Below are 15,369 nucleotides of genomic sequence, written 5' to 3' on the forward strand. Positions count from 1 at the left end.
AATGGACTGGACAACCCTGTTCCAGACGGTCCTGCCTGCCTTTGCATCTGTTATCGTAAGCTGAGGTCCTGCCACGATGGGTCAGGCATTCTGCTAGTCAGTATAGGGGAGATGGAATTACAAGGAGCATCTTAAAAGCAGAAGGTTTTTTGAACCTTTTGTTTCAAACCTGCGTGCGAAAGTCTGGATAGACTTAAGTGTTTTCTTAAAAATCGCAATTTATTGGATTTCCAGAGAAAATCTCTGGAAATCCAAAATATCGGCGTATTACGGATGGGCTTCTGCGTATGCGGCAGCCGCTCCGAACAGGCCGGGCTGTGGATGAGTAATGATCTTGACCGGCATTTCGGTCATCATGGTTTCAAAGCGACCTTTCGCGACGAAGCGTTCTGCGAATCCGGAATGGCCGAGGCTGTCCGCAAGACGCAGGCCCAATCCGCCCCCAATGACAACGCCGCGTGCTCCATGAGCCAGAGCCAGATCGCCGGAGACGGCGCCCAGACTCAGGCAGAATCGCTCCAGCGCGGCAACGGCCACGGTGTCTGACCCGTCGAGCGCGTTTTGCCACAGGGTCCGGTTATCACGCAGGGTGATAGGCCAGCCCTGCATTTCCGCAATTACTTCATACAAATTGGTCAGCCCCGGACCTGATACGATCCGTTCTGCGGAAACGCGACGAAAGCGCAGACGCAGGGCTTTAAGAATCTTGTCTTCCAACTCGTCGAGGGGAGGATAGTCCAGATGACCACCCTCGGTTTCCATCACGAAATACCGGTCATTGCGGCGCAGGAGGCACGCCGCTCCCAGTCCGGTCCCTGGTCCCACGATGGTGATGGCGCCTTCGGTTGGGAGGTCGACGTCCGGTCCACACAGATGTTTCATGTAGGATGAATCGACCTGTGCCACGGCATGGGCCACAGCGCCGAAATCATTGACCAGTACGAAATTGTCGAGATGCAGGCGCGCAGAGAGCTGGCTGGGCTGGATAACCCAGGGATTGTTAGTCAGCTTGAGAATTTCTCCGCTGACCGGACAGGCGACTGCGATACCGGCTTCGCGCGGCAGTTCGCGGTTCAGGGATCGGCCGAATGTTTCCCAGGCCAGCGCCAGACTGCCATGTTCCGCACATTTCAGTGTCGTGGCCTCACCTAATGTGATGACCTTGCCATCCTCGATGGTCGCGATTGCAAAACGTGCGTGCGTTCCACCGATATCGACGGCGACGATTTCCCTCATGGCACCTCAAATCCTCTGGCGATGCTGGCCGACGGCCCGCGCTTTTTCCATGTGCAGCAGTTGCCTACCGGTTCTGCCGCGTCAAGTTCCGGATGTGATGGAAGTCGTAATTCAGTGAGTTGGGCGCTGTCGGACTTCTGCGGTCCGTAGAAGTCTGTGAACGATGGCGCGTGGCACGAGCATTTCAAGGACCCGGGCGATGGCGAAAGGCCACGGAAAAAGAAGATGCGCCCTTCCCTGCCCAATCGCGCGGGCGATCATGCGCGCTGCGCGTTGAGAAGATACGAGGAAAGGCCGTGCTCCTTCGAGACGCTGGCTCATTGGTGTGTCGACATAGCCCGGGGAGATCAGCGTCACTGAGACATGATGCGGGCTCATGGCAGCGTGCAGGGCCGTGCTGAAGCGGGCCAGACCAGCTTTTGAGCCACTATAGGCCGTAGCAATCGGAAGATCATGGAAAGCGGCGACTGACCCTACCAGCGCGATCCGGCCTTCTTTGCGGACAGCCATGCGTGAGGCCATCTCGGTGGCGAGGGTTGCAGGGGTCGTGAAGTTGACGAGAGAGATGTCACGGACCTGTTCGGCTGTTTCCGTCAGGGCGCCTTCGGGGCGTATATCGCCCAGTCCGGCTCCCAGAATCAGGATGTCGATTTTTCGCTCATCGTCCGCTTTGCGCAAAGCAGCCAAGGCGTCGTCAGTGCGGCACAGATCGAGGGACAGGATGCCTGCCGAAGCTCCTTTGCGGACCACCTGTGCGGCGACGTCTTCAAGCCGTTCGGGATTGCGGCCCCAGAGCGTCAGATGTGTTCCCGGACGGGCGTAGTGGAGCGCCAGAGCGGCACCTATACCGCTCGATCCGCCGGTAATGAGAACGTGAAAGGGGGTGTTAGAAGAGGAAACAGAAGTCTCTGGCATGGAAAACCGCTTTATTCGTGGTCGGATCGGGGCTGGAAGGGTATAGCCCTCCCATGCAACAAGATGCGACCCCGTGCCGTACTGGCACATCACCCCGCTGGACGGGATGTTTTTTTCGATCAGAGGTTCACCTGCCATTATGACACTGCCCGACAGGACTGACATCCCTGCGCCACATGATAATCTTGTGGTCCGGCCAGTGACGACACGGGCTGATCTCAAACTGTTCACGACGCTGCCACGTCGTATTTATGCCGGAATGGCCGGTTTTGTTCCGGCTTTCGACATGGAACAGGATGATCTGCTGAATCCGAAAAAAGCGCCGATTTTCCGCCATGCGAGCATCCGCTATTTTCTGGCGTGGCGTGGAAACACGGCTGTGGGGCGCATTGCGGCAATCGTGGACCATCGTGCCATTGAGCACTGGGGTATGAAAATCGGTTGTTTCGGTGCGCTTGATGCCGTTCCTGAAGGCAGCGTTGTCAGCGCACTGCTGGAGACGGCCCGGAACTGGCTGCGTCTTCAAGGCATGCAGACAATGCGCGGGCCGGTGACACTGAGCGGCAACGGCGAATCCGGCCTGATGGTCGAGGGGCAGGATCAGCCTCTGATGGTCGCGATGCCCTGGCATCCTCGCCTTATGGGCAAACTTGTTGAAGATGCAGGTTACAAGCCGGTTGAGGATCTGGTCAGCTACAAGCTTGATCTTGATGACAAGACAGAGGCGCGTTTCAAGGTCCCGGGAGATCTTCAGATTGGTGAAGGCCGACTCGGCTCCATCGCTATCAGGCGCCTGTCTAAGAAGCAGATTGCCGAACAGGGCGAGATCCTGCGTCAGCTTTACAATGATGCCTGGAGCGACAAGTTCAATTTCGTGCCGCTTCAGGATTACGAAATGAAGGCCATGATCAAGCAGCTTGCTCCGGTTCTTCGCCCCGAACATTACGTCCAGATCGATCAGGACGGCGAGCCCGTTGCCATGGCGCTGGTGGTTCCCAATCTTTATGATATTGCTGGTGATCTTGGTGGCTCTCCCTCACCTTTGGGCTGGGTAAAGCTGGCGGCCCGACTGACGACGCATCGCTTTCATTCGGCCCGTGTCATCCTGCTCGGCGTGACGCAACGTCTGCGCGGCACCGTTCTGGGGGCACTTGTGCCTTCACTGGCGATTGCCGAGCTGATGCGTCGCCGTAAATCCCTGCCCTATTCCTGGGTGGAGCTGGGCTGGATTCAGGCGTCTGATTCCAATATGCGCAATCTGGCGGAAAGCATCGTGCCCGAGCCTTACAAGCGTTATAGGCTCTATGAACGGCAGATCGACGATCCGGCCTGAAAGCCGGATTTTTACAGGGCGGCGTTAGAAATGCTGCCAGCCGCCCTGTTCGAGAACAATATCCCGTCCTGTCGCGTCCAGAAGCCTGACACCGCGTCCTGTTTGCACCTGACCAATACGATGAACCGGGGTACGAGCATCCTGGCATGCAGACTGAAGCGCGTGTGACCGTTCGGGCGGGCATGTGAGAAGCAACTCGTAATCGTCGCCGCCACACAGGCGGTGCATGAGCAAGGTTTGTCCGAGCGAGGCAGCCGCCTCCGAGACCGGAACGGCTTTAGCATTGAGAACAAGCTGGACACCGGATTCTGCTGCGATATGACCGCAGTCCTGAATGAGACCGTCTGAGATATCCATGGCCGCGCTGACGATGCCGTGAAGCTTTAAGCCTGTTCTGGGCTGAGGCAGATGGTATCGTTCGGCCAGAAAACCCGAAGTGTCTTCCAGTTTACCCTGAAGAACCATCAGCCCTAGAGCGGCATCTCCGATCGTACCTGTGACCCAGATATCGTCGCCTGCTCTGGCCCCGTTGCGGCGAAGGGCACGGTTCTGTCTGAGAAGTCCGAATACGGTGGCGGACAGGACCAATGGCCCGGAAATCGAAGTCGTATCGCCGCCGATCAGATGTACGTCGTAGCGCTTCTGGTCTTTCGCGAGGCCGCGCGAAAACGCAGCAAACCAGTTGTCGTCGTGTCGGCCTCCGCGTGGGACAGTTACGTTCAACGTATAGGCATGAGGTCGTGCGCCCATGGCCGCCAGATCGGACAGACTGCAGCGAAGCAGCTTGCGGCCGAGGGTTTCTGGCGGGTCGTCCGGAAGGAAATGGACATTTTCGACCATGGTGTCGGTCGAGATGGCAAATTCCTCGCCGTCGGGACAGCGCATCAATGCGCAGTCATCCCGCAGGTCGAGGGCTTCTGCTCCGGCGAGAGGCCGGAAATGACGGGCGATGAAGCTGAACTCGCCTGATCCGGCGTTTTCGGAGTCCGATCTGCCCGTCATGGATCAGGCGTTGCCGTCATTACCGCTGCGGCTGATTGTATCGAGGATGCCGTTGACCATCTTGGGTTCGTCGCCGGAGAAGAAGCCGTGAGCGACGTCAAGATATTCGTTGATGATGATCCGGTCCGGAGTGTCCGTACCGATCAGTTCGAAAACGGCACCACGCAGCAGCGCGCGCAGGACGGGGTCCAGACGCGGGAGTGGCCACTGTTCGGGCAGGACGCCGCTCAACTTCGCGTCGATGTCGTCCTGTCGGCGGGTGACGCCAAGGACGATTTCCTGAAACAGTTTTAGGTCGGCATCGGGAATATGACCGTCTTCGAATAAAGCCGTGGAGCTGACGCGGCGATGGCGGATGAACTGGCTGATGACGGTTTCCGCCGTGTCGCCGGACTGTTCGCACTGGAACAGCGCCTGAACGGCTGCGACGCGGGCAATGGTCCGGCTCCGGCGCGTCGGGTTGGTGGCGGGGGCGTCGGTAACGGTCATGGTGTCTCCTGGGAGTCGTCGGGGGACGGGGCGTCCGTTTCCCCGGGAATGGGTTTCATGTCGGCGAGGATTTTCGAGAACGCTTCGACCTCGCGGAAGTCGCGGTAGACGCTGGTGAAGCGGACATAGGCCACTCCGTCCACTTCGCGCAATGCGTCCATCGCAAGCTGACCGATGCGATGGGAAGAAACTTCATGCTCTCCCGAAGCTTCGAGTTGTCGGACTAGCCCGTTGACCAGTTGTTCCTGACGTTCTTCGGGAACGGGGCGTTTACGCAGGGCGACCCGAATGGAACGTGCCAGCTTGTCCCGGTCGAAAGGAACGCGCCGACCGTCTGCTTTGGTGACGGAGAGTTCGCGGAGCTGAACGCGCTCGACGGTCGTAAAGCGCTGCGTGCATGCCGAACAGACGCGCCGGCGACGGATGGCAATGCCGTCTTCCGTGGACCGGCTGTCCTTGACCTGGGTGTCGTCATGTCCACAAAAAGGGCAACGCATTCGCGATCCTGAGAGTTCGGGCCTTGTCGGGGCCGGGTAAGTGGGCGCACTTTACCGGATGATGCGTTCTGGCCCAAACGGGGCCTTGCATGAGACTTAAACTACCGGGAGACTGTCGTTGAAACGGGTATCTGTCCTGACCGCCCTCTTTGTTTTCTCTGCGTCCCAGGCATTGGCTCAGCAGTCTCCTTCGGGGGCTGTGCCGCCGCCGGATGTTGCTCATGATGCACAGCGGGTCGTGGTTCTGGACGGGACATTCCGCCCCTCAGCATATTTTCCAAACCGTGGAGCGGGTTATTTCACGATTCGCAACGATGACGGCGTCGACCATCTCCTGAAGGGGATTTCGTCTCCGCTCTGTGAGAACGTGGTTGCGCATCATACGAACCAGCAGCAGACCGAAGGGGCAAATGACCTCTTTACCCATCTGGCTCTGCCTCACGACTCCACGATGATTTTCCCGCGCTCGGGCTATCACATGATGTGTATGGGCATTCGGCAGATGCCTGCTGTGGGGAGCAAGGTGCCCTTTACGTTCGATATTCTGAATGCGGGCAGCATCACCGTCAGCTTTACCGTGACGGGGCCTGACGAACTGACTCACGACTGAGTTTTCAGTGGGCTGAGGCAGGCTCGCGGATTTCCCGCAGAACGGTCAGCACGGCAGTTCCGTAACGGTCCAGTTTTGAGGCGCCGACCCCCTTGATGCAGCCCAGACCGTCCCGGCTATCCGGCTGCTCGCGGGCGATATCTCGCAGGACGGAATCGTGGAAAATGACATAGGGCGGGATTTCCTGCTCCCGCGCTTCGGACAGACGCCACTGTCGCAGGGCATCGAAATACGGTTTTTCATCCGCTGAGAGGCGATCGTTTTCCGTATTGCCGTCAGAGCCCGCGCTGGCAGTCAGGGCGGCTTTGGCTTCAAGCCTGAGCGCGACACGTTCCTCACCGCGCAGGATCGGGCGGGCAATCTCGCTCTGGAGCGCCAGGCTGCCATATTCGCCGTGCATCCGTATGGCGCCGCGTGCGATCAGTTGTCGAATGACAGCACGCCACCACTGTTCGCTATGGTCTTTGCCGATTCCGAACACCGAGAGATGCTGGTAGGCATTGCGCTCAATGGTTTCGTTGGTCTTACCGCGCAGAATGTTGGAGAGCTGGACCGCGCCAAGACGCTGGTCGGTGCGGTATATCGCGGAGAGGACTTTCTGGGCAGCCTGTGTTCCGTCGAAGGTTGAGACCGGGTTGATGCAGTTGTCGCAATGGCCGCAGGGCTGAGGGAGATTTTCCCCGAAGCACGCAAGCAACGCCTGGGTACGGCAGCCTGTGGTTTCCGTAAGCGCAATCATGCTTTCCAGTCGGGCCTGCATCACGCGCTTTTCGTTGTCGGGAGCGCTGGACTGTTCAAGCCAGTAACGTGCCCGCGCCATGTCCTCACCGCCGTACAGCAGGAGCGTGTCGGAAGGCTCACCGTCGCGCCCTGCCCGACCAATCTGCTGGTAATATGCTTCCGGCGATGAGGGCATGTCCAGATGGACGACGCAGCGCACGTCGGGCCGGTCGATGCCCATGCCGAAGGCGATGGTCGCGACAATCACCATTTCCTCGCCGGAGCGGAAACGCATCAGGGTCGCGCGCTTTTCGATGGCGGAAAGGCCGGCGTGAAACGGCAGCGCTGTCAGCCCCTTGTTGCGCAGCATTGTGGCGACACGCTCTGTCTTGTTGCGACTGCCGCAATAGACAATGGAGGCCCCTTCACGGTGGCTTTGCAACGTTTCGAGGAGCTGGCGGCTTTCGCTGGCTTTGGCGCGGGCCTCCACAATCAGGTTGGGGCGATGGAAACTCGCCATTAAAACCTGTGCTTCAGGCATGCCCAATGCGTTCAGAATATCGTCGCGTGTTCGCGGATCGGCTGTGGCCGTCAGGGCAATACGGGGAACATCTGGAAACATTTCAGGCAGGCTGGCAAGTGCGCGGTATTCCGGACGGAACTCATGCCCCCAGGCCGAAATGCAGTGTGCTTCGTCAATGGCGATCAGCGAGATCTGACGTTTTGAAAGGAAATTCGCTGTGGAAGGCTGAAGTAGCCGTTCGGGAGAAATATAGAGAATGTCGATCCGGTTGTTGCGCAGATCGCTCTGGAGCTGTTCGCGTTCATCCGGTTCAAGCCCGGAATGCAGGGCGGCGGCCCGAACTCCAAGCTGTCGTAGCCCGGCAACCTGATCGTCCATCAGGGCGATCAGGGGTGAAATGACGAGACCCATGCCCTCCCGGCAGAGCGCAGGAACCTGATAGCACAGGCTCTTGCCGCCGCCGGTCGGCATCAGGACGAGAACGTCTTCGCCTCGCATGACCGTTTCGACGGCGTCTTTCTGGAGGCCACGAAAACCCGAAAATCCAAAGATTTCCGCCAGAACCCCTTCAGGCGTCAGGGCTGTGCCGACACCCGTTTCGTCGGAAGACGTGGTCTGCGATTGCGTCATTTCTGCTTCCGGATCAGAGACCCGGAACGATGGTGATGGAAACGCGGCGCAGCGCCACGTGTGAGTCTTCAAGCTGGCTCGGCGTGTACGGCGTCATTTCGATCTTGGCGCCGTTGAGGCCGTCATTGCTGAGTTGCGTGGCAACAACCTGTGCACGGCTCGTGGCCAGTTCCTTCAGGACGGCGGCATCACCATTCACTCCCGCTGAGCCGGAAACGCGAACGACCGTGGCGTGTTCGGCACGGGCTGCTGTGGCGGCCTTGGTGACGACAGCCTGTGCGACGGGACTGAGTGTGACGGATTCACGGTCAAAGAAAACGACGTAGCTGTCGCGGGTGGGTTGTTCGGCACACCCTGTCAGCGTAGCTGACAGAACGAAAACCGGGGCCGCGATGCGGATGAGGGAAAGGAAACGTGCCATGGCGTAGCGTCCTGTCAGGATGGAAAGGTGTGAAGCTGGGTCGGCGTGCGCCGTTCAGCATGCACTGGAAATAACCTGTCCGTCTTCCAGGCGCCAGATGCGGTCAAGTTTTTCCACGCCTGTCAGACGATGTGCGATCAGCAGGACGCTTCGCCCTTCGGTCGCGTTATTGAGCGTTTCAAGAAACGCGCGTTCGGTATCCGCGTCCAGCCCGGTTGCCGGTTCATCAAGAACGAGGATGGGCGCGTCGGACAACAGGACGCGGGCCAGAGCAATGCGTTGCCCCTGTCCGCCCGAGAGTTTCGACCCCCCTTCGCCGATCCACGTCTCAAGTCCGTCCGGTAGACTACGAACGACATCCGCAATCCGGGCCTGCTCCAGAGCTGTCCAGAGGGCTTCTTCCGGGATATCTTTCCGACCTAGAAGCAGGTTTCCGCGGACCGTGTCATCAAACAGGTGGCTGGCCTGTGACAGCCATGCGATCTGAGAGCGAAGATCGCTGTCGCGCAGGGTGTTGATGTCGGTTCCGCCTAGCAGGATCTGGCCCTGAACTGGAGATGCGGCTTTGAGAATCAATGCAGCCAGACTGGATTTTCCGGCTCCCGAAGGTCCGATCAGTGCCACGCGCTCACCCTGACGCAGGGTCAGGCTTAGATTGTGGAAGATCGGCGCCCGATCCGGTGTCCAGCTGAACGTCACGTTTTCGAGACGCAGATCCCGTCCAGCCGGGAGTGGCGCATTGCCTTCTGGAGCCGGAGGAGCCTTATCGGCAATCTCAACAATCCGCTGTGCCGCGTGCTTGACCTGTCCGCTCAACAAACCGGCTCGCGCCAGACCTGTCACGCCTTCGAGGGCGGTGATCGCAACAAAAAGCGCCGTAAGGCCAGCGACTGCCGCCGCCTGCGGGAACAGGATTCCGGCTACTGCGCACAGAATGATGGCGATGCCGCCTTTGGCGATGAGGCCTGCAAAACCCTGCATGAGTGCCATGCGGGTCTGCTGACGGCGTTGGGTCTTGAAAAGGGTTTCCTGTCGCTCCGTAACGACGGCGGCGAGAACGTCTTCCGCACCGAACGCCCGTGCTTCGCGAAGGCCCGAGGTGAGGTCCAGTGCCGCAATTCGAAGCTCGGATTCCGCATGCAGGATGTCCGGTCCGAAGCGCTTGGACAGGTGCGCGCCCATCAGCGGCAGAACGAAGGCAAGGACGGCAAACAGTGCGCCTGTCAGCAGCCCGGCCTGTGTTCCTGCCTTCATCCAGACGATCGTAGCGATCGGAAGCGTCAGCAGCGCTGAAACCAGCGGTACAAAAATTCGCAGATACAGGTTGTCGAGCGTCTGGACGTCGGACACCAGGCGGGACAGCAGGTCTCCTGAACGCTGGAAGCCTAGTCCTGCCGCCGCGCCACCAGCAAGCTTGCGATAGAACCAGACCCGCAGATCCGCCAGAGCACGAAACATGGCGTCATGGGTATATAGACGCTCCACATAGCGCAGAACGATCTGGGCGGCGCCGGACAGGCGCAGAAAAAGATAGGCTGCTCCAACGCCGATCGCAGCACCCGCAAGACGGCCACCCGCCTGCCCCATCAGAGCCAGTCCCGCACATACCGCGAGTTCGGCAATGACGATGCCTGTGATGAGGCGCGTATATTGCGGACGCCAGACCTGAAGAATTCGGGAAAGCGCCGTTTCGCTGTGTGTTTGCCGGATCGGGTTCGAGGGCAGCGGGGCGCTCATGCGGCTTCTCCCGTAAAGGCGATGGCACGGCCACCATCAAGGACAAGGCGACGTCCCTGAAACTGTCTGGCCTGTGCAGAATGGCTGCAAAGAATGACAGTCCGGCCCTTTGCCAGTTCTTTCAGGCTTGCGAGAATGCTGGCCTCGGTTTTCGGGTCAAGATGGGATGTTGGCTCATCCAGCAGCAAAAGCGGCGAGTTCTTGAGATAGGCGCGGGCAATGGCAATGCGTTGCGCCTGACCGCCAGAAAGGCCGAACCCGCCCTCGCCGATGCGTGTTTCCAGACCGTCTGGCAGCGATGACAGATAGTGATCGACCGCAGCGGCAGAAATGGCGTGATCCAGTTCGTCTGTCGTCGCATCAGGCTTGGCGAACAGGATGTTCTCGCGGATGGTCCCGGCAAACAGAACAGGCTTTTGACCGATCCAGCTGATCAGGGAGGAAATCTGTCGTGGGGAAAAATCCTGCATGTCCTGCCCATCAAACAGGATGCGTCCCTGTGAGGGTGGGACGAAGCCGAGCAGCAGTTCCAAAAGCGTAGATTTCCCTGCTCCGGAGGCGCCTTCCAGAATGAGCGTTTCGCCTGCGGCAAGAGCGAAGCTGATATCGTGAATGACCCTGCCACGCTGTTCATCCCATGCAAAAGAGACGTTCTCTGCCGTGACCGAAATACCGCCGTCGGCATGGAGGATATCAGAGGTGGCGACCGTCCGTTCAGTTAGCGGAGCAAGTTCATGCATGGCTTCTGCGGCGGCGGTAGCGTGCGCGCGGTCCTGATAGGCCGCTGAAAGTGCACGGAACGAGGCAAATGCTTCAGGAACCAGAAGAACGGCGTAGAGCGCTCTGGTCAGGACGGCGTTGGACGGATGTCCCATGAGGGAGTGGGCCTGCGTCACGACGATCAGCACGAGTGCTACGACCATGGCCACATCTGTGGTGGCAGAAGCGAGAAAGGCAATCCGCAGGACTTTCATGGTGCGTTGACGAAGGTCGTCGGCGCTTTTCGCCAGAGCCTGTGTCTCCCGTTCGGTTCCGCCTGAGAGAACGATGGTCGCAATCCCTTTCACACGGTCCAGAAAACGTGTCTGAAGGCGTGTCATGGCCAGAAACTGTTTGCGGGATGCCACAGCTGTGGCGATTCCGAAGACGGCCTGAAAAATGGGAAGTACAGCGCAACATGCGGCAAGAATCAGACCTGCCTGATGGTTCTCGACGTAAACTGCGATCACGACCAGCCATTGAGAGACTAACCAGAGCGATGAGGCAGGCAGCCAGCGCGCGAAATAGCCGTCGAGTGCTTCGATCCGGTCAACCAGCGTGGCGGCGATGGCTGCGCTGTGATGACGGCGCAGAAGAGCCGGTCCTTCATTGAGGATACGGTCCAGCACTTCTTTGCGCAAACGGCGGCGACCCTGAATTCCGGCGGATACGGCCGTCATCTCCTGCACCGTTGAGAGAATGACTCTGAGGAGGCACGCAAGAAGGAAGACGGCAATCGCCGGTCCGATGCTGTCTGTGTCGTACGTCAGAACGGAGGCGAGCGTTCGTGCCAGCGCCCAGGCCTGCAAGAGTCCCAACAGGGTCGAGAGCAAACCTAAACATACTACGACAGAGGTTCGGGAGCGACTTGCGCGTCCCTGTGCCTTTACCCACGCTTTTGCGATTGTCTTGTCGGCCTTCATGACCCCTGCATATAGGTCGCAAAGGCTCGACAAGACAGTGCCTGGGGCAATTCTTGCTGCTTATTTAGAGTTTTTTGTGATTTTGTAAGCGAAACCTACGGCTGTTACGTAGTTACCGCGCCGAGTCTTCGTCATGACTAATGGCCTTGCGCGCCATGGCGAGTGCCGTAAGAGACGGACGTTCTGGAATAAAGCGCAGAGTATACCAGGTTCCGTTTTCATTGCTGACTGTCATGTCCGCATTGATTTGCCGGGCAAAGCCGCGAATGAGCTGCATTCCGATCCCTTCCCTGCGAGTCCGGGACTCGCTGGCTTGACCGGCATCAATGCCAATACCGTCATCACCCAGTTTTAGCTCCACAAGTCCTTCTTTTTCAGGATCTGCCGGGACGACCTTGTGAAGGGCAATCATGATATGCCCTGCCCGTTCGCCAGGGAACGCATATCGCAGGGCGTTGCTGAGGACTTCGGTTACGATGAGCGCAATCGGTACGGCTTGATCGGGCGAGATCAGGACGTGTTCGATATCGAGTCGAAGTCGGATACGGGTCTGGGCATTCATGCTGTTGGCCGACAGTAGAATGCTGCAGAGCTCTTCAAGGAAGCTCTGGACGTCCAGCGCCGAAAGACCGCTTTCTGAATAAAGGTAGCGGTGCAGGGTCGCGAGCGCCCTTACTCTGTCACGCACGAGACGGAATTCTTCGCGGGCTTCATGCGACCGGATGCGGCTTGCCTGAAGGTTGAGTAGGGATGCTACGACCTGCAGGTTGTTTTTCACGCGGTGATGGATCTCCCGGATCAGCATGTCCTGATTCCGGGCGGATTGTTCCAGATCCTTTTCATGCTGGGTCAATCGACGTGTGGCGCGCAGGAAAGCTTTTTCCAGATGTCGGATTTCAAGAGGAATCGAATGATTGTTTCTGGGGGCGAATAGTGCACCCCTCCTCCAGTCCGCAACGGCAAGCGCAAGTTTTTCGAGAGGGGCGACCAGAAAGATGCTTGCACCCAATGCAACGCCCAGCAGTTCCAGCACGAGCAGACCAACAATCAGGCTGACCCGGATCAGAAAGATATTGAGGGCGTGACTTTCCTCGGCAGTCCGTTCGGTGACGACAATCAGGCTGACCGGTCCGTAAGCGTTCTGGAAGGCGTATGTGATGCCCTGACTCGTAAAAACATCATGCTGGCTCAGGGAGGCGATATCCCGTTCGAGACGGGCCATTGCTTTTGGGGGCAGTTTTGCTGCGACGGGACGGTCCGGAAAAAGCGAAAAGAGAGAACCATCCGGCATCGTCAGAAAATGCTGGGAATGATTGTCTGTCCCGAGAAGAAGGCGACTGTCGCCTTTTGGCAAACGACTTCGCTGCCAACCCAGAGTTCGAACGGCAATGATGTAACCAGAAACAGAGTTGTTATTGAGAATGGGAACAACAAATTTCAGGAGCGGGCCCCTGTCTCCCTTCAGGACGTCAATCCCGACAACGGGAAGCTTGGCCGAAGCAGACATCATCGACGATGATGTGTGTTCCTGAGAGTGACAGATTGCCGGATCCTGCGTCGAAGGAGAAGGCAGTACAACCGATGGTCGCCCTTCTACATCTGTCAGCATCAACAGACAGTAATGGTGCTGAGAAACGGTCTGGACGAGTGCGAATTCCCGTAGCGCATTTCCTGATGAGATATCGCCATCAGCCAGCATATCCAGAAGCGTATGGGTTTGATCCAGATCTGTTGTGATTTCCGAAATCGCAAGCTGTGTATCGCGTTCGGTACGCAGGGCGCTGTTACCGACATTCTGCTGATAGCTGTGCCAGGCAAGCATGGATGCGATGATTGCGAGAGGAAGAGTGGTGGCGACGATCAACGCCATGACCCGGGCGCCGACTGTATCGAGCATCCGGATATGACGCAGAGCACTGCGCCTGTGAAACAGACGGTGCCAGCGTCGCGGCTTCAGGTCTGGAGAACCAGACCGGATAACAGTCACTTGTTTCGATCTTCCTCGATCAGTCGGAGAAGCTCATCGGGAATCGGCTCGTTTGCTACATCATCAAAAAGCTGATGTAGGCCTCGGCTCAGCCAGATACCAAAGGGCGATTCTTGATTTTCTGCCCTGGTATCCTCGACTGAAGACTTCCGCTTGTCTCCTGCGGTCATTGGCTGGTCCCGAACCTTCCTGATACTGATTATGGCGCGAACTACGGTTTTCTTTTAAGAAACCGTTGCGGGATGAACTGCCAGAAACAGTCTTACGAAAACAGAGCGTTTTCTGCAATTGCTTCCAATCCGCAATGGATTGGGATGTTTTATTGCGGATATCAGGGTCAGGACAGCATGAGATCGTCGCACGGCCGCCCGGCACGGCTGCGGGCATCCATGGCATCGCGCAGCGCCTTGACCTTTACGCGAAGTTTGTCATTGGCCGGAAGGTCTCCACTCATCCAGGCTTCCAGCTGACGACGTGCACGGAAGACACGGCTTTTTGCCGTACCAACGGCGCAATCCGTTGCTTCAGCCAGTTCTTCGTAGCTCATGCCCTGAATCACGACCATGACAAGCGCTTCACGCTGGTCGGACGGAAGGCGGGACAGCGCCATCGACAGATCCTTCAGGGCGAGATTGTCTTCATGGGTTGCCGGGCTGGCGAAGGACGAAGCGGGTACATCATCAATATCAGTTGTCTCGCGACGCTTGCGAAGATCGGAAATAAAGCGGTTGCGCAGAATGCGGTGCATCCAAGCCGAAAAATTCGTGCCGGGAATGAAGCTGTTCTGTGCGGCCAGAGCGTTACACACGGCGTCCTGTACGAGATCTTCGGCGGCAGCCCGGTTGCGGGTCAGGGAAAGAGCCTGAACACGCAGCTTCGGAAGAATGGCAATGACCTGATCGTGGAACGTCATGGAACTGACTCCTGAATTTCACTCTGTTTTCAGGAGATCAATGAATGGCTGATCGAAAATGTTGCATCCGGACGAAAAAAATTTTGAAGACAAAGAAATCATTCTAAAAAGCCCGGGATTCCGGCGATATTTTTTCGGCACTTTCTCCTGAGATGGAGGACGATATGACGGCCAGTTCTGCGAGTTGGGCGCGGGCGCGGGAAACGCGCGCCTTCATTGTCCCGGCGGGTACATCGCAGACCCGGGCCGCATCTTCATAAGAGAGTTCCTGCCCCCCAACGAGGATCAATGCCTCACGCAGTAAATCCGGAAGTTTCCACAAAAGCTCTCCCAGGTCCTGAACAGCATCGCGGGCGCTCTGGCGAGACGGGGCGGCGGTTGATGGCTGCATGTCGAGTTCGATATCGAGCATGATTTCCTGTTCGCGGCTGCGTCGACGTGTCTGCTCGTAAAAAGCGTTTCTCTGAATTGTGAACAGCCACGCTTTCAGGACAGTCCCTTGCTGGAATTGATCCTGAGAAGCCAGTGCGCGGACAATCGTGTCCTGAACCAGATCATCGGCTGCGCTTATATCCCGCGTCAGAAAACGTGCGAAACCTCGCAGATCCGGGAGAGCCTGAAGCAGGTCACGATGAAAGTTCGTTTTTTGAGGCGGCAGGCCTGGCGAATGCCCG

15 protein-coding genes are annotated in these 15,369 nt (G+C 58.1%); 2 read left to right on the forward strand and 13 right to left on the reverse strand.

From position 1 onward, the window contains the following. Nucleotides 1-267 precede the first annotated feature (267 nt). Nucleotides 268-1,236, reverse strand: a complete 969-nt coding sequence (glk, locus tag ABDK74_RS01420) for a glucokinase (protein WP_194254524.1) — start codon at nt 1,234-1,236, stop codon at nt 268-270. A 111-nt stretch (nt 1,237-1,347) separates the two neighbouring features. After that, nucleotides 1,348-2,151 carry an SDR family NAD(P)-dependent oxidoreductase gene (locus tag ABDK74_RS01425; RefSeq protein WP_346004129.1) on the reverse strand — a complete coding sequence of 268 codons (804 nt, stop codon included), beginning with the start codon at nt 2,149-2,151 and terminating at the stop codon, nt 1,348-1,350. A 139-nt stretch (nt 2,152-2,290) separates the two neighbouring features. Between ABDK74_RS01425 and ABDK74_RS01430 the strand changes: the two genes are divergently transcribed. After that, complete coding sequence (locus ABDK74_RS01430; protein WP_346002415.1) at nt 2,291-3,484, forward strand: hypothetical protein; 1,194 nt, start codon at nt 2,291-2,293, stop codon at nt 3,482-3,484. Between the two features lie 24 nt (nt 3,485-3,508). Here ABDK74_RS01430 and thiL read toward each other — a convergent pair whose 3' ends face one another. Genes thiL through nrdR form a run of 3 tightly spaced genes read right to left on the reverse strand, consistent with a single transcriptional unit; the run spans nt 3,509 to nt 5,472 of the window. Then, the gene (gene thiL, locus ABDK74_RS01435) at nt 3,509-4,486 is read right to left on the reverse strand and encodes a thiamine-phosphate kinase (protein ID WP_346002416.1); all 978 of its coding nucleotides are present in this window, start codon (nt 4,484-4,486) and stop codon (nt 3,509-3,511) included. Nucleotides 4,487-4,489: 3 nt separating this feature from the next. Then, nucleotides 4,490-4,975 (reverse strand): transcription antitermination factor NusB, encoded by a 486-nt coding sequence (nusB, locus tag ABDK74_RS01440; RefSeq protein ID WP_194254521.1) that lies wholly within the window; start codon nt 4,973-4,975, stop codon nt 4,490-4,492. Next, a complete protein-coding gene (gene nrdR / locus ABDK74_RS01445) occupies nt 4,972-5,472 on the reverse strand; it encodes a transcriptional regulator NrdR (protein WP_194254520.1) in 501 nt (166 codons plus the stop codon). The genes nusB and nrdR overlap by 4 nt, the downstream gene beginning before the upstream one ends. Before the next feature lie 118 nt (nt 5,473-5,590). Between nrdR and ABDK74_RS01450 the strand changes: the two genes are divergently transcribed. Continuing rightward, nucleotides 5,591-6,082: a copper chaperone PCu(A)C gene (locus tag ABDK74_RS01450; protein WP_194254519.1), complete on the forward strand. Its 492-nt coding sequence runs from the start codon at nt 5,591-5,593 to the stop codon at nt 6,080-6,082. A 4-nt stretch (nt 6,083-6,086) separates the two neighbouring features. Here the strand turns inward: ABDK74_RS01450 and recQ are convergent, their stop codons facing one another. The 8 genes from recQ to ABDK74_RS01490 form a co-directional block, all read right to left on the reverse strand. Further along, nucleotides 6,087-7,955 carry a DNA helicase RecQ gene (recQ, locus tag ABDK74_RS01455; RefSeq protein ID WP_346002417.1) on the reverse strand — a complete coding sequence of 623 codons (1,869 nt, stop codon included), beginning with the start codon at nt 7,953-7,955 and terminating at the stop codon, nt 6,087-6,089. Between the two features lie 13 nt (nt 7,956-7,968). Next, the gene (locus ABDK74_RS01460; protein ID WP_346002418.1) at nt 7,969-8,376 is read right to left on the reverse strand and encodes an OmpA family protein; all 408 of its coding nucleotides are present in this window, start codon (nt 8,374-8,376) and stop codon (nt 7,969-7,971) included. A gap of 54 nt (nt 8,377-8,430) precedes the next feature. Further along, a complete protein-coding gene (cydC, locus tag ABDK74_RS01465; RefSeq protein WP_346002419.1) occupies nt 8,431-10,113 on the reverse strand; it encodes a thiol reductant ABC exporter subunit CydC in 1,683 nt (560 codons plus the stop codon). Beyond that, nucleotides 10,110-11,795 carry a thiol reductant ABC exporter subunit CydD gene (gene cydD / locus ABDK74_RS01470; RefSeq protein WP_346002420.1) on the reverse strand — a complete coding sequence of 562 codons (1,686 nt, stop codon included), beginning with the start codon at nt 11,793-11,795 and terminating at the stop codon, nt 10,110-10,112. The genes cydC and cydD overlap by 4 nt, the downstream gene beginning before the upstream one ends. A 112-nt stretch (nt 11,796-11,907) precedes the next feature. Continuing rightward, nucleotides 11,908-13,782 carry a sensor histidine kinase gene (locus tag ABDK74_RS01475; RefSeq protein ID WP_346002421.1) on the reverse strand — a complete coding sequence of 625 codons (1,875 nt, stop codon included), beginning with the start codon at nt 13,780-13,782 and terminating at the stop codon, nt 11,908-11,910. Next, nucleotides 13,779-13,952 (reverse strand): NepR family anti-sigma factor, encoded by a 174-nt coding sequence (locus ABDK74_RS01480; RefSeq protein WP_194254514.1) that lies wholly within the window; start codon nt 13,950-13,952, stop codon nt 13,779-13,781. Before ABDK74_RS01480 ends, ABDK74_RS01475 begins: the two co-directional genes overlap by 4 nt. A 167-nt stretch (nt 13,953-14,119) precedes the next feature. Further along, nucleotides 14,120-14,695 carry a sigma-70 family RNA polymerase sigma factor gene (locus ABDK74_RS01485; protein ID WP_194254513.1) on the reverse strand — a complete coding sequence of 192 codons (576 nt, stop codon included), beginning with the start codon at nt 14,693-14,695 and terminating at the stop codon, nt 14,120-14,122. A gap of 103 nt (nt 14,696-14,798) precedes the next feature. Further along, nucleotides 14,799-15,320, reverse strand: a complete 522-nt coding sequence (locus tag ABDK74_RS01490; RefSeq protein WP_194254741.1) for a sigma-70 family RNA polymerase sigma factor — start codon at nt 15,318-15,320, stop codon at nt 14,799-14,801. Nucleotides 15,321-15,369 lie beyond the last annotated feature (49 nt).

It is taken from the genome of Gluconobacter sp. OJB (assembly GCF_039638275.1).
GTDB classification, from domain to species: Bacteria; Pseudomonadota; Alphaproteobacteria; order Acetobacterales; family Acetobacteraceae; genus Gluconobacter; species Gluconobacter cerevisiae.